Raw genomic sequence first — 17883 nt, forward strand, 5'->3', positions numbered from 1 at the left:
GTGGAACACGTCGTTGTCGTCGGCGCCGGGCTCGGCGGTGTGCGCACCGTCGAGCAGCTGCGGGCGTGCGGGTACGAGGGCCGGCTGACGCTGATCGGGGCCGAGGATCACCCGCCGTACGACCGGCCACCGCTGTCCAAGCAGATCCTCAGCGGTGTCTGGGACGCCGAGCGGGTGATCCTCCGGGACAAGCCCGCACTCGACGAACTCAACGTCTCCTACCGGCTCGGCGCGGCCGCGACCGGGCTGAACGGCACCACCGTCGAACTGGACGACGGCTCGACGGTCGCCGGCGACGCGGTCGTGATCGCCACCGGCGTCACCGCGCGCACGATCCCCGGTCAGCCCGACGGGGTGTGGACGCTGCGCACGCTCGACGACGCCACCGCGCTGCGCGACGCGCTGGACGCCTCCCGGTCGCTGCTCGTCGTCGGTGGTGGGTTCATCGGGGCCGAGGTCGCGCACGCGGCCAAGGCCCGGGGCCTGGACGTGACCGTGCTCGAGGCGGCACCGTCGCCGTGCGAGCGGGCGCTCGGCCCGACGATCGGCCCGCTGGTCAACCGGCTGTTCACCGAGAACGGCGTCGACCTGCGGTGCGGTACCGCGCTGACCGGGTTCGTCGACGCGCATACTGTCACGCTCGGCGACGGGTCGACGCTGTCGGCCGACATCGTGCTGGTCGGGATCGGGGCCACGCCCGACCTGGGCTGGCTGGCCGGCTCAGGCGTGGACGTCGGAGACGGGATCGCCTGCGACCGCTCCGGCCGGGTCGTCGGCGCACCGAACGTCTGGGCACTCGGCGACGTCGCCGCGTGGTGGGACGAGGTGCGGGGCGCCCGCTGCCGCACCGAACACTGGACGACGACCGTTGATCAGGCCGCGGTCGTCGCCAGGGACGTACTGGGCCAGGAGCTGCCTGCACCCGCGGTGCCGTACGTCTGGTCGGACCAGTTCGGCCTGAAGATCCAGCTCGTCGGCCGTCCCGACCTGGCCGACAACGTCTTACCCCTGATCGGGGAAGGACTCGACGGCGGCCCGGTCCGGGGCACGGTCGTCGGGTATCTCGCCGGTGACCGCCTGATGGCGGTCGCCGGATTCGGTGCGCCCCGTTACCTTCCGCGTTTGCGCGGGCTGGTCGCTACCGGTGCGCACCGGGGCACGGTGCTGTCCCTCACCCAAGAATTGATCGGCGGCGTGGTTCGCTGATCCGAACATCCGGAGAACCCCCTCCCTTGTCCAGACTCGACGGCGCGTCCAGACCCACCATCGCTCCTCCTCGAAACCCATCCGTTCCTTCCGGTCCGCGGGCCACCGCCGGTCTGCGGACCCACCATCTCGTCGCGCTGCTCGTCATCGCGCACGCCCCGCTGATGCTGCTCTGGTCGGTGATGCCCGCCGCCTGGGCGCACGGGCGGGTCGTCGCGACGCCCCTGGTCTTCCTCCTGGCCGGGCTGATCCTGCTCGCCTACGTCGTCGGGTACCGGGGGCTCGGCCGCCAGATCCGGCACACCGGCGGCCTCTACGCGCAGGTGAGCCTCGGCCTCGGTCGCGCGGTCGCGCTGGGCACCGCCGCGCTCGTCTTCGTGGCCTACCTCGGCATCGCCGCCGGGTTCTACGGCCTGCTCGCCCGCATCATGGAGACGCTGGTCGCGAGCGTCTTCGACATCGATCTCTCGCCGACCGTGGCGCTGCTCATCGGGCTCGCGGTGATCCTCGGCGCGGTGCGGCTCCCGCTCCGGGTCGTGGTCTGGATCGCGATCGTGGTCGCGGTCGAGCAGCTCGTCGGCGTGATCTGGTTCGACCTGGTCGCGCTCAACACGCCGGCCGGCGACAGCGTCTCGTTCGACGCGCTGGACCCGGGCTGGCTGCTCTCCGGTTCGTTCGCGGTCGGGCTGGTGTTCGCGGTGACCGCGTTCGTCGGCTCCGAGGTCAGCACGTCGTACAGCACCGAGCTCGCGAATCCGGTCCGCTCGGTGCCGAAGGCGACCGTGCTCTCCTACGTGCTGACGACGCTGATCCTGGTGTTCAGCGCGTGGGCGGTCAGCGTCGCGGTCGGGCCGGAGAACGCCGCGGCCGCGCCCGGCAACGGGGAGTCGCTGGTGCCGGCGCTCGTCGCCCAGTTCGCCGGCGTCGGCGGTCAGTCGCTCGCGATCGACCTCGTGCTGATCAACCTGGTGATCGGGTTGTTCGTCACCGGTGTCGTGATCAACAACGCCGCGTCCCGTCAGGTCGCCGGGCTGGCGCGTGACGGCGTGCTTCCGTCGGTGTTCGCGGTGAAGGCGCCCGGCGGGGAGCCGCGGGTCGCGGCGACGTACGTGCAACCGGCGCTCGCGGGCCTAATCGCGTTCGTCGCGTCGTTCTCGGAGACCGGTGTGCTGGCGCAGTGGCTGATCGTCGCGGCCGGCTTGGCGATCGTGGGCTCGCTGACGCTGGCGTCGGCGGCGACCGCGCTCTGGTTCCTGCGCAGCGAGGCCGAGGAAGGCGGCTTCTTCGGCTGGGAGGGCCAGGTGATCGCGGGCCTCACCGCCGTGGTCACGACCGGTGGGCTGTTCTTCTACGGGGTGTTCCAGATCCGCGAAGTGGCTCCGGGCGCGCCGCCGATGGCGGTCTGGCTGGTGCCGCTGCTCATCGCCGTCGTGTTCGGTGCCGGGGTGACCTATGCGCTGGTCCTGCGGGGCAGCAAGCCGGACGTGTACGCGGCGATCGGCAAGGGCCTGACGTCCCGCGAACGGCCGGCCCCGGCTCCCGTGGTGCCGCCCCCGGTCCCGCCGCAGCAGCACTGGCGCTGATCACACGACGAAGGGGCGGCCCGAGGGCCGCCCCTTCGCCGTTCCTGCCGCTCAGTCCGAGGCAGGCAGCGGTTGGGCGGTCTTGATCGTGAGCGTCCGCCCGTCGACCGCGATCTCGCCCGCGCCGGCGGCGACGCACAGCATCTCCAGGTTGCTGGCCTCGTCCTGGTACCGCTTGCCGAGCAGCGTGTGCCGCTGCGCGGGGTGTGCCGGAGCCGCCGCCGGGTCGGCCTTGTCGTCCGGGCCGAGCATGGGCTCACCGGCGCACGTGATCGTCACGTCCCCGTTCGGGACACGGACGACGATCGCCTCGACGCTGGAGACGGCGCTGCGCAGGCGTTGGCCGACGGAGTAAGTGGGCATGGGGAGTCTCCTTGGTTCCGGCGGGGGAATCAGTCTTCGAACGGGTCGTCGGGGATCGACTCCGTCGTGAAGAAATACGGCGCGCCCCACGTGTCGGCCGGGTCCGCGGCGACGGTGGTGGGGGTCGGCCGAGTGGTGCGGATGTTCTTCTTGGTCAGCCAACGCTCGGCCGAGTCGAGGTCGGTGACCCGGAACGTGACCGCATAGATCATGTTGCCGTATTTCGCGACGTGACGGCCGAGATCCGACGCATCGTCCAGTGGCTGGACGAGCTTGAGCAGCGAGTCACCGAGCTGCACGATCTGGAACTTCGCCTGGGTGACGTCGTCGACACCGCTCTGCAGCGGCACCGCCTGCACCCGGTTGACGTACGACGCGGTGGCCGCGTCCAGGTCCTTCACCCCGAGCATGACGTGGGCCAGCCGGCGGATCGTCAGCGGGTGCTGTTCCCACTGCCGCTCCTGCTCCGCCCAGCCGTCCTTCAACCGCGGGTCGTTCGGCATGTCGTGGGTGCACATCTCGGCCATCAGACCGAACATGTCCCGCGGGCTCGGGTAGAAGTAGCCGACGCCCTCGTCCATCTTCTCGACCTTGCCGCCGCCGGGCCGCCCGATGTAAATGCCCCGCTCGATCATGTTGTTGGCGAGCCCGGTGAGGTCGTCGACCCGGTAGCCGACCGAGTGCCAGTGACGGCCGAACTTCGTGTAGAACTTGCCGACCGGCTTGGTGGCGTCGACCGGCGTGTTCGGGGCCATCGTCTCGATGCAGAGGTCGCCGACCATCATCAGGCTCGCCCACCGGTCCTCCGGCGGCAGGTAGTTCGGCTCGTCCTCGCCCATGTAGAGCAGCGCACCGAAGACGTCCCGGTAGAAGTCGTTGAGCTTCTTGACGTCGTCGGTCATGTGGATGCAGTGGATCATCTGGCCGATGCCGTAGTCACCGGTCTTCTTCGGTCGGTGCATGACCATTCCTAACAGGGGCGGAGGAAAAGGGGGTCAGAGGTGCTCGTACCACTCCAGGACCGGTGGGTGCTCGGTCATGTTGATCGTCTGGGTGAACGTCATCCGGCCGCTGCCGATCGCGGCGTTGAGCGCGGCGGCTGCTGCGTCGACGTCGTCCTCGTCGAGCTCGTAGACCGTCAGGTAGCGGGTCGGCGCAGGGTCGGCGTCCGGTGCCGGGTGCAGCTTGTACCGGTGCGCGACCGTGATCGACGGGATCGCCGCACGCAGCTCCGGGATGTGGCTCCCCTCGTACCACTGGTTCAGCTCGGCCTCGACCTCCGCCGATGCCGGGCTGCTCCAGGCGAGCAGTAGCGTCTTTGCCATTGTCCGACCTCCGTCTCGAGGGTTACCGCGCCAGGGCCGACGCGGTGGCGCGGGTGGGGCGTGCGGTGCGGTCGCCGGGGCGCGCCGCACCCAGCGCGGACGTGACCGCGGCGCGGACCGCAGCGGCGTCCTCGTCGAGAACCGCGTCGACCAGGCCCGCGCGGGCCAGTTCGCCCGCGGTCAGCCGGAAGCTGGCGGCCAGTTCCGGGGCGCGGGCCGCGTCGCGGTAGAGCACGGCGGCGCCGGCCTCGGGGCCGATGACCGAGAACACCGCGCCACGGAGCAGCAGCAGCCGATCGGTGTGGGCGAGCGCCAGCGCTCCGCCGCTGCCGCCCTCGCCGACGACCAGTCCGACGCTCGCGGTGCGCAGCTCGGCCAGCGCGAGCAGCGTCCGGGCGATCTCGGCGGCCACCCCGTCGGCCTCAGACGGCGGCGACGGGTCGGCTCCTGGCGTGTCGACCAGCGTCAGCACCGGCAGGCCGAGCCGTCCGGCGAGCCGGATCGCGCGCTGGGCCAGCCGGAACGCGGCCGGTCCGGGGTGCGGGTTCGCGTGCCGGTCCATCGCGATCACCAGAACCCGGCCGCCGTCCAGCGTCGCGATGCCTGCCCGGACGCCCGGGTCGGTGCCGCGCAGCTCCAGCCAGCCGTCGGTGAGCCACGCCGCCCACTCGAGCCCGGACGCCCGATGCGCCGCCCGCGCCCGGGTCACCGCGGCCCACGCCCCGGCGACGTCGGCCTCGGTATGACGTCGGACCGTGGGGCGACCGTGCGGCACGGCCAGCGGCGGCGCCGGGGCCGCGCCGACCGCCGAGGTCAGCCAGCCCCACTGGTCGGAGCGCGGCACCAGCGCGTCCACCAGCCCGTGCGCGTGCGCCGACTCCGCGGTGTGCGACGTCGCGGGCGGGTACGACCCGGTCACCTGTGCCACCACGCGCGGACCGCCGAAGCCGATCGTCGCCGACGGCTCGGCGGCACGGACGTCGGCCAGCGACGCCCACGACGCGTAGACGCCGCCGGTGGTGGGGGAGCGTAGCACCGCGGCGCTGATCAGCCCCGCCGCGGCGTGGTCGGCGACGGCGGACGCGGTCCGGCCCATCTGCACCAGCGAGAACATGCCCTCCTGCAGCCGTGCCCCACCGCTGGCGACCAGCTCGACGACCGGGAGTCGCCGCTCGGTCGCGCGGCGGAACGCCCGCACGATGCGCTCACCCGCGACGACGCCCATCGTGCCGCCGTGCCGGTCGAACCGGCAGGCGACGAGCGCGGCCGGTGTCCCGGCGAGGTCGACGACGCCGGTGCGCACCGACTCGTCCGCGGCGGCGGGGGACTCGTAGGCCGGGAAGTCCAGCGGGTCGGCGGAGCACAGCTCGGCGTCCCACTCCTCGACGAACGGGACGGCCTCCGCCGCGGGTGCGATCTCAGCCGTCATAGGTGTAGAACCCGCGGCCGGTCTTCTGGCCCAGCCACCCGAGCCGCACGTACTGCTTGAGCAGCGGCGGCGGGAAGTACTTCGGGTCCTTGTACTCCTCGTACATCGACGCGGCCATGTCGTGGACGATGTCCAGCCCGATCAGGTCGGCGAGCCGGAACGGGCCCATCCGGTGGTTGAAGCCGAGTTGGAGGACCTCGTCGATCGACTCCTTCGGTGCGACGCCGCGCTCGAACGCACGGATCGCGTCGAGCAGGAACGGCACGACGAGCAGGTTGCCGACGAACCCGGGGACGTCGTTGATGACGACCGGGTTCTTGCCGAGGTCTTTCGCGAACGCGACGAAGCTCTCGACGTTGGCCGGCAGCGAGATCGGGGTCTTGATGACCTCGACCAGCTTCATCACCGGCACCGGGTTGAAGAAGTGCAGGCCGACGATGGCCTCCGGGCGCTTCGTCGCGCCGGCGAGGATGACGAGCGGGATCGTGGAGGTATTTGAGCCGATCAGCGTCTCCGGCCCGACGAGCGTGTCGATCCGGGCCAGCAGCCCCTTCTTGAGCTCGACGTCCTCGAAGACCGCCTCGACGACGAGGTCGGCCTCGGTGATCGCCTCGAGGTCGGTGCCGAACCGGAGCTTGTCGAGCGCGGCCTGCTTGTCGTCCGCGGTGATCCGGCCACGGTCGAGCTGACGGTCCAGGCCGGCGACCACGCGTCGCTGCCCGGCCTCGACGGCTGCCGCGTCCTTCTCGACGACGACCACCTCGTAGCCGCGCTGGGCCGACACCTGCGCGACGCCCCCGCCCATCGTCCCGCAGCCGATGACGGCTACCCGCTTTATCTGCACGCGTACTCCTCGAACGGCCGCCCATTTTGAAGGTTGTCAATGTATCTATACAGGAGGCGTCCCGGGCCGGACAAGATCGTCCGGGGGCGGAGGATTCCCGTCGGACGGGCTATCGGTGCGGGTGACGTCCGTTATCGTTAGGTGATTCCAAAAGTATCGACGCTTTGATTGCGGGTCGCTCTGATGGACGAGACTGCTGACTCTGTGCTGACGGGGGCGCTGTACCTCGACGGCGCGTGGAAGGACGCGGCGGACGGTCGCACGTTCACCGTGACCGACCCGGCGACCGGCGAGGTCATCGGCCGGGTCGCCGACGCCGACCGTTGTGACGCCTCCTCGGCGGTGGAAGCGGCCTCCGCGGCGTTCGGGCCCTGGTCCGCGCGGACCGCGTACGAGCGCGCCGAGTTCCTGGTCTCCGCCCACCGGCTGATGCTCGACCGGGCCGACGACCTCGCGCTGCTGATGACCCGTGAGCAGGGCAAACCGCTGAAGATGGCACGCAACGAGGTGCGGTACGGCGCGGACTTCCTCGCCTGGTACGCCGAGGAGGCGAAGCGCGTCTACGGGACGACGATCCCCTCCGCCCGCGCCGACCAGCGCTTCACCGTGCTGCGTCAGCCGGTGGGCGTGGTCGCGGCGATCACGCCCTGGAACTACCCGATCTCGATGATCACCAGGAAGGTGGCGCCCGCGCTCGCGGCGGGCTGCACGATCGTCGTCAAGCCGGCCGAGCAGACGCCGCTCTGCGCGGTCGCCATGTTCCAGATCTTCCACGACGCCGGGCTGCCCGCAGGCGTCGCGAACCTCGTCACGACCAGCGACCCGGTGCCGACCGGCGACGTCTTCCTGGACGCCCCCGCAGTGCGAAAGCTCACGTTCACCGGCTCCACCGAGGTCGGCAAGCAGCTCGCGTCCCGGGCGGCCGCGACGATGAAGCGCGTCTCGCTGGAACTCGGCGGGCACGCGCCGTTCTTGGTCTTCGACGACGCCGACCCGGTGCGCGCGGCCAAGGGCGCCGCGCTGGTGAAGTTCCTCAACACCGGCCAGGCCTGCATCTGCCCGAACCGGATCTACGTGCAGCGCCCGATCCATGACCGGTTCGTCGAGGCGCTCTGCGAGCGCGTCACCGCGCTGCGCGCGGGCTCCGGACTGGACCCCGCGGTGGGGATCGGCCCGCTGATCGACGCGGCCGCGCTGGAAAAGATGGAACGGCACGTGGGGGACGCCAGGGCGAAGGGCGCGCGGGTGCTCACCGGCGGCGATCGACTGAGCGGCCCCGGGCTCGACGACGGGTACTTCTACGCCCCGACCGTGCTCGCCGACGTCACGCCCGACATGGCGATCTACCGCGAGGAGACGTTCGGTCCGATCGCGGCCGTGCTGCCGTTCGACGACGAGCGCGAGGTGCTCGAGGCCGCCAACGACACGACCTACGGGCTGGCGTCGTACGTCTACACCCAGGACATCGGCCGGGCCGTGCGGGTGTCGGAGGGGCTACGGTTCGGCATCGTCGGCATCAACGACATCAACCCGACCGCCGCGGCGGCGCCGTTCGGCGGCGCCAAGGAGAGCGGTCTGGGACGCGAGGGTGGCGCGCAGGGCCTCGACGAGTACCTGGAGGAGAAGCTCGTCGGCTTGGCTATTTGATTGCCACCTGCCCGCCCCCCGCTATCGGTAGGGCCGGCACCGTTCGACGGTAGTGTGCCGATACCGGCGTCGGTGGGGCGCTTCGGTGCCCGAACGGAGGAGAGATGGCCACGGACGACGCGGTGCTGATCAGCGAGCCCACGCCGGGCGTCCGGCTGTTGACGCTCAACCGGCCCGAGGTGCGCAACGCGATGACCGGCGAGATGACGGCCGCGTGGGGCGCCGCGATCGAGGAGGTCGCGGCCGACCGGGACACCCGGGTCGCGGTCGTCACCGGCGCGGGCAGCTCGTTCTGCTCGGGCGCCGATCTCTCCTGGCTGGACCAGGCCGCCGGGCACGACACCACGACCGACCGGCTGCGCGAGCGGATGCTGCCGTTCTACCGCACCTGGCTGCGCCCCCGCTCGCTGCCGTTCCCGGTGATCGCCGCGGTCAACGGCCCGGTCGTGGGCGCCGCGGTCTGCCTCGCGCTCGCCTGCGACCTGCGGTACGCCGGGCCCGGCGCGATGTTCAGCACGCCGTTCATCTACCTCGGCACGCACGCGGGCATGGGCGCGACTTGGCTGCTGCAAGAGGCGATCGGCGTCTCGCGGGCCAGGGAGATGCTCTACACCGGCCGCGAGGTGTTCGGCGAGGAGGCGCTCGACTGGGGGCTGATCGGCGGGGTCGCCGACGACGTCCTCGCCCACTCGCTGAAGGTCGCCGAGCAGATCGCCGGCGCCGCACCGATCGCGACCCGGCTGACCAAGGCGGGGCTCGAGCAGGCCGCGCACGGGCTGGAGGCGTCGCTGCAGTGGGAGGCGCTCGCCCAGCCGGTCACGATGACGACCGCGGATCTGCACGAAGGAATCGAGGCAAAACGGCACCGACGCGCGCCAAACTTCAAAGGTCTGTGAAATTCTGCACGCGGATATCTAATCGTCGAACGGCTGCACGGACGATGTGCGGTGGCCGCGACGGCGTATATTGATAGTTAAACGAATGTCGAGGCGCTAGCCGAGGGAGTCTAGCCAGCAAGTGAGGAGCAATCTGGTGACTCCACCTTCCGCCGACGCGGTGAGCGCGACCGAGGTTTTCAAGGCCCTGGGCGATCCCATCCGCTGGAGCATCGTGCAGCAGATGGCTGCCACCGACGAGCTTGCGTGCAGCACGCTCGAGGAGACCTTGCCGATCTCCAAGCCCAGCATCTCGTACCACACGAAGATCCTGAGCCAGGCCGGGTTGATCTCGACGCGCAAGCAGGGCCGGAACTTCTTCTACACGCTGCGCCGCGACGTGCTGCGCGGGCTGATCGACGACGTCTGGGCACTGGCGCCCGAGCCGCGTCCGGTCGGCGACAGCGGACAGCTCGAGCACAAGCCGACGCCGATCCGGCGCCGTCGCAACACCACCACGACCCGGCTCCGTCAGGCCGCCGGCGACGAGGGCCGCGAACCCGAGGTCACGCTGCTGACCTGGTGAGCAGAGCACACACGAAGGCCCGGGCTCGCGCCCGGGCCTTCGTGCGTCAGTCGAAGACGACCGTGGCCGTGCCGGGCGCCAGTTGCGCGCCGTCCTGCGTCTCGGTCCAGATGCGCAGCTCGGCGCTGATCACGCCACCCTCCTCCGAGACCGACTCGACGACGCCGCGCGCGGTCACCGTCTGACCCTTGAGGTTCGGGTTCCGGAACTGGCACGACAGCCGGACGATCCGGCCCCGGCCCGCCAGCCACTGCCGCACCAGGATGTGTAGGTACGACCACTGCAGGTTGCCCATCCCGAACGCGGTCGGGTAGCCGGCCGCCTTGCCCGCCTCGTCGTCCATGTGGATCGGGACGAACTCGTCGTTCACGGCGGCGTACCGGTTCCAGGCCGCGAACCCGGTCTCCCGGACGAACGGCGGCAGCTCCTCGCCGACCGTCGGCGCCACACTCACTTGCTGGGTCATGGGTGTTGTTCCCCTCAGTACCTGATCAGCGTGCTGCGGGTGCGCTTCACGACCGCGCCGTCCTGGTTGGTCCAGGTGTCCTCGGTGACCGTGAAGAGCATCAGCCCGAGCCGCCCCTCGCGCTCGGAGTAGGACTCCAGGCGGTTCTCGCTGGTGATCACGTCGCCGGGCCGGATCGGCGCGCCGTACTCGGTCTCCATGCCGCCGTTGAGCTGGAACTGCAGCCCCGGCCCCGGGACGCCGGCCAGCTGCTCGGTGCGGTCGGCGGCGTTGGCGTCCTTACCGGCCTTCCCGGTGGACTCGCTGGCCGCCACCGCCCAGGCGAACGGGTTGAACTCCTCGGGGGCGCTGGCGGCGTCCAGGAAGACCTGGGGCGGCTTGTCCGGCCAGTAGGTCGCGAGCGCCCAGCGCCGGATGTCCGACTCGGACACCGGGTAACTGATCCTCCGGGTCAACAGGTTGCCGAGCGCGCCGCGCATGGCGTCGGACACGTTCGTTCTCATCGGAAGACCTCCCGGCGGGATTCGCTTAGACACTTAGCTAAGTTTCTACTTGCTTGAGGTTCGTCCGGTCAACGGCTTCCGTCACCCAGCCCGTCGACGAACGCCTTCAGTTGCCGCACGGTCCGGCACTCCACGACCGCGTCGCAGTGCGGCGCGTATCCGCCGATCACCGAGTCGCCACTGTCCCACGCGGCGGTGGGCTCGGGGTTGAGCCAGTACAGCTGGGCTGCCCGCGCCCGGATCCGGCGCAGGACCTCCGCACGCGGGGCGTGGTAGTTCGACCGCGCGTCGCCGAGGACGAGCACGGTGGTGCGGCCGGTGATCTGGGTTCCCCAGGAGTCCCAGAAGCTCTCCAGGGCGTGCCCGTAGTCGGAGTGCCCGTCCAGCCACACCCCGAGGCCCTCGGAGTTGATCCGGCGGGTGGCGGCGGCCAGGTCGGGCTCGGTCGCGAGCAGGTCGGTCACCTCGTCCACGCCGTCGACGAACACGAACGTCCGCACCGACGCGAACGCGCCCCGCAGCGCCGAGACCAGGTAGAGCGTGAACGTGGCGAACGTCGAGACCGACCCGGAGATGTCCGCGAGCACGACGAGCCGGGGCTTCGGCGGCCGGGGCGGCCGGTGGACCACGGCGGCCGGAACACCGCCGGTGGACAGCGCCGCACGCACCGTGCGCCGGACGTCCGGCCGCGTGCTGCGCCGGTGACGCCGTCGCTGGGCCAGCCGTGCGGCCAGCACCCGGGCGAGCGGGTCGACGGTCTCGCGCAGCGTCTCGATCTCCTTCGCGGAGGCGGTGAGGAACGCCACGTCCTCCGGCAGCGGCGTGCGCAGCGTCTTGGCGACCGCGGCCGCCCCCCGGTCGGCGACCAGCCGGCGGCGGATCTCCGATTCCACCTCGATCCGGAACTGCTGGACGGTCCCCTCGGCGCGCTCGGTCCGCAACCGTGCGTCCAGCCCGGCCGGCCCGTCGCCGGGTTCGCCGGTGAGCAGCTCGGTGACCAGCCGGTCGGCGTCCACGGCCCGCATCGTGCGGTACAGGTAGTAGGTACCGGCGACCGGACGGCCCGGCTGGACGTCGGCGTGCCGGTCGACGAACACCGCCGCGAGCGCCCGCTGCAGCGCGACGTCGCCCGCGCGCAGAGCGTCCACCAGCAGTTCGCGCAGTTCGTCGTCGGACAAGCCGGTGAGGACGGGACCGGACCCGCGGTCGGGATCGGCCGTAGGCCGGAAGAACAGCCCGAACACCGTGTCGAACGCGTGCTCGTGCGCCGCGACCTTGACCAGCGTGGCGCGCAGCGCCACCTGTACCTCGATCGGGCGGCCCAGGTCGACGTGCTCCAGCGCGCGGAGCGCGTCGATCTGCTCGCTGACCGAGATCGGGAGGCCGACCGTGCGCAGCTCCGCGACCAGGCTCTCCACCGCCGCGAGCATCTAGTCGGCCCCGTCGAGAAACGCCATGACGATCTCCAGGCAGCGGACGTCCGCGGCGAGCCCGAAGTGGTCGACGCCGGGCAGCATCCGCAGGCGCGCCCGCCCGAACGCGGCGACGAGGTCGTCGGCGGGCGCGTTGAAGTCCTTGTCACCGAGGACGACGAGCACGGACGCGTCCACCTTCGCGAGCGCGTCGGGCTCGGCGGGCGGCTTGGGGATCTCCAGGTAGCGCCGGACGTCGTCGATGTCGTTGCCCGCCGAGCGGGCCATCCGCCGGAACAGCCGGCCCACCCCGTGGGGGTCGTCCTCGTCGGCGAGCGCGTCGGCGAGCCTGCGTATCGCGACGACGTTCGGCTTGAGCACGCCGTTGCCGACGCCGAGCAGCGCGAGCCGCCGGAACCGGGCCGGCTCGCGCGCGGCGGTCGCGGCGAGGAGCTGCGCACCGGCCGAGAACCCGACCGCGTCCAGCGGCCCGTCCACCTCCAGCCGCCCGAGCAGGTCGTCGACGACCTCGTCGCCGCTGGTCATATCCGGTGGCGGGGCGTCGCCGTGCCCGGGGAGGTGGTATCCGATCACCGGGTGCCCGGCGGCTTCCAGCAGGTCGATCCAGCCGACCTTGCGGAAGTTGTGGTCGATCGTCGACCCGGCGCCGTGCACGAGCAGAACGGTCATGCCGACATCCCCGTGAAGTGATCCGTGGCCTGCGTGATGTCGCTCTGGTTCTTCAGTAGCACGTGCAAGTAGCTGCGGACCGTGGCGTCGGTCACGGTCTCCTCGGAGAGCAGCACGAGCGCCCTGGCCCAGTCGAGGGTCTCGGAGACCGACGGGCGCTTCTTCAGGTCCATCGCGCGCAGCGAGCGGACGACATCGGCCACCTGCGCGGCGAGCCGCTCGGAGATGCCGGGCACCCGGGCCAGCACGATGTCGCGTTCGCGGTCCGGGTCGGGGTAGTCGAGGTGGAGGAACAGGCAGCGGCGTTTGAGTGCCTCGGACAGCTCCCTGGTCGCGTTCGAGGTGAGGAACACCAGCGGGGTCCGGCTCGCGGTGATCGTGCCCAGCTCCGGCACCGACACCTGGTAGTCCGAGAGCACCTCCAGCAGCAGCGCCTCGGTCTCCACCTCCAGCCGGTCCACCTCGTCGATCAGGAGCACGACCGGTTCGTCCGCCCGGATGGCGGCGAGCAGCGGGCGAGCCAGCAGGAACGCCTCGCCGAACAGGTCCTCGAGGTTCGTCTCGGCGCCGGTCCCGGCCGCCTGGATCTGCAGCAGCTGCTTGCGGAAGTCCCACTCGTACAGCGCCTTGGACTCGTCCAGGCCCTCGTAACACTGCAGCCGGATCAACCGGGCGCCGGTGGCCGCCGCGACCGACTTGGCCAGCTCGGTCTTGCCGGTTCCCGCTGGACCCTCGACGAGGACGGGCTTCGCCATCCGCGCGGCGAGGTGGACGGTGCCGGCGATCCGGTCGTCGGGCAGGTAGTCGACCGCGCGTAACCGGTCTGCGGCGTCCTTTGCCGAGGTAAAACCAGGTGCGTTCTCCACGGGGGTCCTCTCTCGCCGCTGCAGCGGCCGACGCGCCTTGACGCGGGCAGAACTCCTGCATAATTTCAGAACTGTCAAAGCATGGGGAGTCGACGTGCCCTCCCTGGAGGAGTTTCATGGATTTTGACCTCACCCCGGATCAAAAGCTCTTCCGGGCAACTACGAAGAAGTTCCTCGAAGCCGAGGTGCCTCTGACCACCGTCCGGGAGCTGTCCACCGGTCCGCACGGGTTCGCGCGGGACTGGTGGACCCGGGGCGCCGAGCTGGGGTGGACGACGCTGCTGGTCCCCGAGGACCAGGGCGGCGGCAGCGTGTCCGACGCCGGGTTGCTCGACCTGCTGATCGTCGCCGAGGAGATGGGGCGGCTGGTGTCCCCGGGACCGCTGGTTCCAGTGAACACCGTGTTGGCCGCGTTGGTGGACGCCGGTGGTCACGCTGATTCCGTCGAGCGGCTCGTCGCGGGCGAGGCCGTCGGCACCTGGGCGGTCTACGAGCCGGGCAGCGGGTGGACGCCGGACGACCCGGGTGTCACCGCGACGCCGACCGACGACGGCTGGACGCTGAGCGGCGTCAAGGATCGGGTGGAGGCCGCCGACCAGGCGGACCTGTTCCTGGTGACGGTCCGCGCGCCGGAAGGGCCCACCCAGTTCCTGGTGCCCGCCGACGCGGCCGGCCTGCGGGTGGAGCCGTCCTGGTCGCTCGACCTGGTTCGGCGGTTCGGCTCGGTGGCGTTCGACGACGTGCGGGTGTCGGCGTCGGCGCTGGTCGGACGGTTGGGGGCCGCGGAGCCGCTGATCGATCGCCAGCGGTTGATCGCGTCGGTGCTGCAGAGCGCGGAGACCGCCGGTGCGGTCGACCGGGTCCTGGAATTCACGATCGCGTGGGCGTTCGACCGGTACTCGTTCGGCCGGCCGCTCGCGTCGTACCAGGCGCTCAAGCACCGGTTCGCGGACATGAAGACGTGGCTGGAGGCCTCGCACGGCATCGTGTCGGCCGCCGGGCGCGCGGTGCAGGACCGCTCCGCCGACGCCGCCGACCTGGTGAGCGCCGCCGCGTCGTACGTCGGGTCCAAGGCCACCGACATCATCCAGGACTGCGTCCAGCTGCACGGCGGCATCGGCGTCACCTGGGAGCACGACCTGCACCTCTACCTGCGGCGCGCCACCGTCAACCGGGCGCTGTACGGAACGCCCGAGGAGCACCGTCGAGCGCTGGCGGAGCAGATCATCGTCCGGGAAAGGGCAGCCGCATGAGCACCGAGTCGGTCGAGTCCGTCGAGGACTTCCGGTCCAGGGCCCGGACGTGGCTGGCCGCGAACATGCCGCGCCTGGAGGACCGGGACACCAGCCTGGACGACCCGGAGAACGACGACGCCTCCTGGGCGCGCACCCGTGAGCTGCAGAAGCTGCTCTGGAGCGGTGGGTTCGCCGGTATCGCGTTCCCGCGCGAGTACGGCGGCCTCGGGCTGACGCGGGAGCACCAGCGGGCGTTCAGCGCGGAGTCGGCGCCCTACGAGATGCCGCTGCGGATCAACGTCCCGACGCTCGCGATCTGTGCGGCGACGATCCTCGACATGGGCAGCGAGCAGCAGAAGCGCGACCGGATCGGCGCGGCGCTGCGCGGCGACGAGCTGATGGTGCAGTTCCTCTCCGAGCCGCGCGGCGGGTCCGACCTGGCCGGCGTGACGACCAAGGCCGAGCGCGACGGTGACGTCTGGATCCTCAACGGCGCGAAGATCTGGAGCTCCGGCGCGTACGCCGCGGACTACGGGCTCTGCCTGGTGCGGACCGACTGGTCGGTGCCCAAGCACGCCGGCCTGACGATGTTCCTGGTGCCCGTGCACGAGAAGGGCGTCACGATCCGCCGGATCCGGCAGGTCAACGGGTCGACGGAGTTCTGCGAGGAGTTCTTCGACGACGTGATGCTCCCGGCCGACGCGGTCGTGGGCGAGGTGAACGGCGGCTGGGCCGTGGCGTCCCGGCAGCTGTACTGGGAGCGGACCGCGATGGGCGGCGGCTCGCCGTACGTCAGCGGTGTCGGGCGGGGCGTCTCGAGCGTGGCCGACCAGCCGCTCTGGGCGCTGGCGGACGAGGTCGGGCGGCTCGACGACCCGAAGGTGCGCGAGCTGATCGGCGAGTCGCGGGCCATCCACCTCGTGCAGGAGCACCTGGTGCGGCGGGTCACCGCGGGCCTGGCCGGTGGCCACCTGCCCGGGCCGTCGGCGTCGATGACCCGGCTGTTCCACGCGGAGACCGACTGGCGGGACAGCGACATCCGCCTGGAGATCGCGGGCAGCGCCGCGGTCACCGGCCCGCTGGAGGAGCCGGGGCCGGGCAAGGTCGGGGAGTTCTTCCTCAACCGGCAGGCGGGCAGCCTCGGCGGGGGCAGCACGGAGATGGCGCGCAACGTGATCAGCGAGCGAGTGCTCGGGATGCCGCGCGAGTACGCCGCCGACCGTGACGTCCCGTTCAACCAGGTGAAGCAGGGCAAGGCCTGAGCACACGTCGAAGGGGGCCGGGAGATCCTCCCGGCCCCCTTCGACGTGCGGTGTTACTTGACGAGTTCGCGGCGGAGGATCTTGCCGGTGGGCGTGCGCGGCAGCTCGTCGACGAACGTGACGACGTCCGGCGTCTTGGACGACCGGAGTACGCTGCGGACGTACTCCCGGACGCCGTCCTCGCTCAGGTCCGCGCCGGGCCTGCGGATGACGAACGCCCCGATCCGCTGCCCCCACTCCTCGTCGGGGATACCGACGACGACGGCTTCGGCGACGCCGGGGAGCTGGTGGATCGTGTCCTCGATCTCGGCCGGGGCGATGTTCTCCCCGCCGCGGATGATCGTGTCGTCCGCGCGGCCCTTGACGAACAGGTAGCCGTCGGCGTCCAGGTAACCCTCGTCCCGGGTCGGGAACCACCCGTCGGCGTCGATCCGGCTGCCGCCCTGGCGGTACTCGCCCGCTACCTGCGGACCGCGGACGAAGATCGCGCCGATCTCACCGGCCGCGGCCGGCGCGTCGGCGCTGTTGCGGATCTGGATCTCGACGGTCGGCAACGGGCGTCCGACCGAGCCGAGCCGGGCGCGGACGGCTGCGTCGTCGCTGGCGGCCGCCTCCCGGTGGTCGTCCGGCCCGAGCACCGCGATCGAGGACGACGTCTCGGTCAGTCCGTACGCGTTCACGAACCCGACCTCCGGCAGCAACGTCAGCGCGCGCTGCAGGATCGATGGGGCGAGCGGCGCACCACCGTAGGACAGCGAGCGCAGCGTCGTCGGTGCGGCTTCGCCCGCTTCGAGCGCGTCGACGATCCGGGACAGCATCGTCGGTACGACCATCGCGTGCGTGACGCCTTCCTCGGCGACCGTGCGGAGCCACCCCTCCGGCGTGAACTTGTCCAGGTAGACGATCCGCCGGCCGGTGTAGAGGTTGGACAGCAGGTTAGCGACCGCCGCGATGTGGTACGGCGGCACGCTGACGACGACCGCGTCGGTGGGGGCGGCGCCGCTGAACTCCACGGTGTCCAGGACGTACGCGGCGAGGTGCCGGTGGCGGAGCACCGCGCTCTTCGGCGCTGCGGTGGTGCCGCTGGTCAGCAACAGCACGGCCTCGGTGTCGGGGTCCGGCTCGCTCGGCAGCGTGACGTCGGGCGCGTCCTGTGCCGTCAGCGCCAGCCACTCGTCGACGCTCCGGGCGTCGGCGGCCACCGTCGGGTCTTCGGTGATCACGTACGGGCGGTCCTGGGCCGCCACGACGTCCACCAGCTGGTCGTGGGAGAGCCGGTAGTTCAGCGGCAGGAACGGGACTCCGGCGGTGGCGGCGGCGAACAGCGCGATCGGGAAACCGATGCCGTTCTCGCCGAGGTAGACGACGGTCCGGGCGCCGGAGGCGACCAGGTGGGCGGCGCCGACGCGGACGCGCTGCTGCAGGTCGAAGCCGGTGAGACCGTCGCGGGCGGTGCCGAGCAGAACCCGGTCGCCGTGCCCGGCGCCGGTCATCTCGAGGATGGTGAGGAGGTTCATCGTGCTCCTGCCGTCCGTCTGGCGAATCGCCCAGACGCTAAGGATTCTGTTCGAAGAATGTCAATGTATGGTGA

At 71.2% G+C, this 17883-nt stretch carries 18 protein-coding genes; 7 read left to right on the top strand and 11 right to left on the bottom strand.

Annotated features, from left to right (window positions below; all coding sequences use genetic code 11):
- Both BUB75_RS05970 and BUB75_RS05975 read left to right on the top strand, forming a co-directional pair.
- Entirely contained in the window at nt 1-1206 is a 1206-nt protein-coding gene (locus tag BUB75_RS05970) for an NAD(P)/FAD-dependent oxidoreductase (RefSeq protein WP_073252190.1), read from the top strand.
- Nucleotides 1207-1232: 26 nt separating this feature from the next.
- The gene (locus BUB75_RS05975; RefSeq protein WP_143175033.1) at nt 1233-2789 is read left to right on the top strand and encodes an APC family permease; all 1557 of its coding nucleotides are present in this window, start codon (nt 1233-1235) and stop codon (nt 2787-2789) included.
- A gap of 51 nt (nt 2790-2840) precedes the next feature.
- On the opposite strand, the gene BUB75_RS05980 is transcribed toward BUB75_RS05975, so the two are convergent.
- Genes BUB75_RS05980 through BUB75_RS06000 form a run of 5 tightly spaced genes read right to left on the bottom strand, consistent with a single transcriptional unit; the run spans nt 2841 to nt 6750 of the window.
- Nucleotides 2841-3152: a hypothetical protein gene (locus BUB75_RS05980; protein WP_073252194.1), complete on the bottom strand. Its 312-nt coding sequence runs from the start codon at nt 3150-3152 to the stop codon at nt 2841-2843.
- Between the two features lie 29 nt (nt 3153-3181).
- A complete protein-coding gene (locus BUB75_RS05985; protein WP_073252196.1) occupies nt 3182-4114 on the bottom strand; it encodes a VOC family protein in 933 nt (310 codons plus the stop codon).
- A gap of 33 nt (nt 4115-4147) precedes the next feature.
- Complete coding sequence (locus BUB75_RS05990) at nt 4148-4477, bottom strand: hypothetical protein (RefSeq protein ID WP_073252198.1); 330 nt, start codon at nt 4475-4477, stop codon at nt 4148-4150.
- A 22-nt stretch (nt 4478-4499) separates the two neighbouring features.
- Nucleotides 4500-5906, bottom strand: coding sequence for a carboxyl transferase domain-containing protein (locus BUB75_RS05995; RefSeq protein ID WP_073252200.1), 1407 nt, complete (start codon nt 5904-5906; stop codon nt 4500-4502).
- A complete protein-coding gene (locus BUB75_RS06000) occupies nt 5896-6750 on the bottom strand; it encodes a 3-hydroxyacyl-CoA dehydrogenase family protein (protein WP_073252202.1) in 855 nt (284 codons plus the stop codon). The genes BUB75_RS05995 and BUB75_RS06000 overlap by 11 nt, the downstream gene beginning before the upstream one ends.
- A gap of 183 nt (nt 6751-6933) precedes the next feature.
- On the opposite strand from BUB75_RS06000, the gene BUB75_RS06005 reads away from it, so the two are divergent.
- The 3 genes from BUB75_RS06005 to BUB75_RS06015 all read left to right on the top strand — a co-directional run bounded on the left by BUB75_RS06005 (nt 6934) and on the right by BUB75_RS06015 (nt 9858).
- Entirely contained in the window at nt 6934-8397 is a 1464-nt protein-coding gene (locus tag BUB75_RS06005; protein ID WP_073252204.1) for an NAD-dependent succinate-semialdehyde dehydrogenase, read from the top strand.
- Between the two features lie 104 nt (nt 8398-8501).
- The gene (locus BUB75_RS06010) at nt 8502-9293 is read left to right on the top strand and encodes an enoyl-CoA hydratase/isomerase family protein (RefSeq protein ID WP_073252206.1); all 792 of its coding nucleotides are present in this window, start codon (nt 8502-8504) and stop codon (nt 9291-9293) included.
- 136 nt (nt 9294-9429) lie between these two features.
- Nucleotides 9430-9858, top strand: a complete 429-nt coding sequence (locus BUB75_RS06015; protein WP_178379770.1) for an ArsR/SmtB family transcription factor — start codon at nt 9430-9432, stop codon at nt 9856-9858.
- Between the two features lie 46 nt (nt 9859-9904).
- Here BUB75_RS06015 and BUB75_RS06020 read toward each other — a convergent pair whose 3' ends face one another.
- The 5 genes from BUB75_RS06020 to BUB75_RS06040 form a co-directional block, all read right to left on the bottom strand.
- A complete protein-coding gene (locus tag BUB75_RS06020) occupies nt 9905-10324 on the bottom strand; it encodes a MaoC/PaaZ C-terminal domain-containing protein (protein WP_073252211.1) in 420 nt (139 codons plus the stop codon).
- Between the two features lie 14 nt (nt 10325-10338).
- The gene (locus tag BUB75_RS06025) at nt 10339-10827 is read right to left on the bottom strand and encodes an FAS1-like dehydratase domain-containing protein (RefSeq protein WP_218617315.1); all 489 of its coding nucleotides are present in this window, start codon (nt 10825-10827) and stop codon (nt 10339-10341) included.
- A 68-nt stretch (nt 10828-10895) separates the two neighbouring features.
- Nucleotides 10896-12245: a VWA domain-containing protein gene (locus tag BUB75_RS06030; protein ID WP_178379771.1), complete on the bottom strand. Its 1350-nt coding sequence runs from the start codon at nt 12243-12245 to the stop codon at nt 10896-10898.
- A gap of 12 nt (nt 12246-12257) precedes the next feature.
- Entirely contained in the window at nt 12258-12929 is a 672-nt protein-coding gene (locus BUB75_RS06035; RefSeq protein WP_073252216.1) for an alpha/beta fold hydrolase, read from the bottom strand.
- Nucleotides 12926-13795, bottom strand: coding sequence for an AAA family ATPase (locus BUB75_RS06040; protein WP_073252219.1), 870 nt, complete (start codon nt 13793-13795; stop codon nt 12926-12928). The genes BUB75_RS06035 and BUB75_RS06040 overlap by 4 nt, the downstream gene beginning before the upstream one ends.
- Nucleotides 13796-13911: 116 nt before the next feature.
- Here BUB75_RS06040 and BUB75_RS06045 point away from each other — a divergent pair, with 116 nt between their 5' ends.
- Nucleotides 13912-15048 carry an acyl-CoA dehydrogenase family protein gene (locus tag BUB75_RS06045; protein WP_073252221.1) on the top strand — a complete coding sequence of 379 codons (1137 nt, stop codon included), beginning with the start codon at nt 13912-13914 and terminating at the stop codon, nt 15046-15048.
- A complete protein-coding gene (locus BUB75_RS06050; protein ID WP_073252223.1) occupies nt 15045-16292 on the top strand; it encodes an acyl-CoA dehydrogenase family protein in 1248 nt (415 codons plus the stop codon). Before BUB75_RS06045 ends, BUB75_RS06050 begins: the two co-directional genes overlap by 4 nt.
- 53 nt (nt 16293-16345) lie before the next feature.
- Here BUB75_RS06050 and BUB75_RS06055 read toward each other — a convergent pair whose 3' ends face one another.
- The gene (locus BUB75_RS06055) at nt 16346-17809 is read right to left on the bottom strand and encodes a class I adenylate-forming enzyme family protein (protein ID WP_073252225.1); all 1464 of its coding nucleotides are present in this window, start codon (nt 17807-17809) and stop codon (nt 16346-16348) included.
- Nucleotides 17810-17883 lie beyond the last annotated feature (74 nt).

Origin of the sequence: Cryptosporangium aurantiacum (assembly GCF_900143005.1) — a bacterium.
Classification (GTDB): domain Bacteria; phylum Actinomycetota; class Actinomycetes; order Mycobacteriales; family Cryptosporangiaceae; genus Cryptosporangium; species Cryptosporangium aurantiacum.

Excerpts from the sequence above, each read along its gene's own strand:
- BUB75_RS05990 (WP_073252198.1), bottom strand. The coding sequence starts at position 4,477 with ATGGCAAAGACGCTACTGCTCGCCTGGAGCAGCCCGGCATCGGCGGAG.
- BUB75_RS06045 (WP_073252221.1), top strand. The coding sequence starts at position 13,912 with ATGGATTTTGACCTCACCCCGGATCAAAAGCTCTTCCGGGCAACTACG.
- BUB75_RS06005 (WP_073252204.1), top strand. The coding sequence starts at position 6,934 with ATGGACGAGACTGCTGACTCTGTGCTGACGGGGGCGCTGTACCTCGAC.
- BUB75_RS05980 (WP_073252194.1), bottom strand. The coding sequence starts at position 3,152 with ATGCCCACTTACTCCGTCGGCCAACGCCTGCGCAGCGCCGTCTCCAGC.
- BUB75_RS06055 (WP_073252225.1), bottom strand. The coding sequence starts at position 17,809 with ATGAACCTCCTCACCATCCTCGAGATGACCGGCGCCGGGCACGGCGAC.
- BUB75_RS05985 (WP_073252196.1), bottom strand. The coding sequence starts at position 4,114 with ATGCACCGACCGAAGAAGACCGGTGACTACGGCATCGGCCAGATGATC.
- BUB75_RS06020 (WP_073252211.1), bottom strand. The coding sequence starts at position 10,324 with ATGACCCAGCAAGTGAGTGTGGCGCCGACGGTCGGCGAGGAGCTGCCG.
- BUB75_RS06010 (WP_073252206.1), top strand. The coding sequence starts at position 8,502 with ATGGCCACGGACGACGCGGTGCTGATCAGCGAGCCCACGCCGGGCGTC.
- BUB75_RS05995 (WP_073252200.1), bottom strand. The coding sequence starts at position 5,906 with ATGACGGCTGAGATCGCACCCGCGGCGGAGGCCGTCCCGTTCGTCGAG.
- BUB75_RS06025 (WP_218617315.1), bottom strand. The coding sequence starts at position 10,827 with ATGAGAACGAACGTGTCCGACGCCATGCGCGGCGCGCTCGGCAACCTG.
- BUB75_RS06035 (WP_073252216.1), bottom strand. The coding sequence starts at position 12,929 with ATGACCGTTCTGCTCGTGCACGGCGCCGGGTCGACGATCGACCACAAC.
- BUB75_RS06050 (WP_073252223.1), top strand. The coding sequence starts at position 15,045 with ATGAGCACCGAGTCGGTCGAGTCCGTCGAGGACTTCCGGTCCAGGGCC.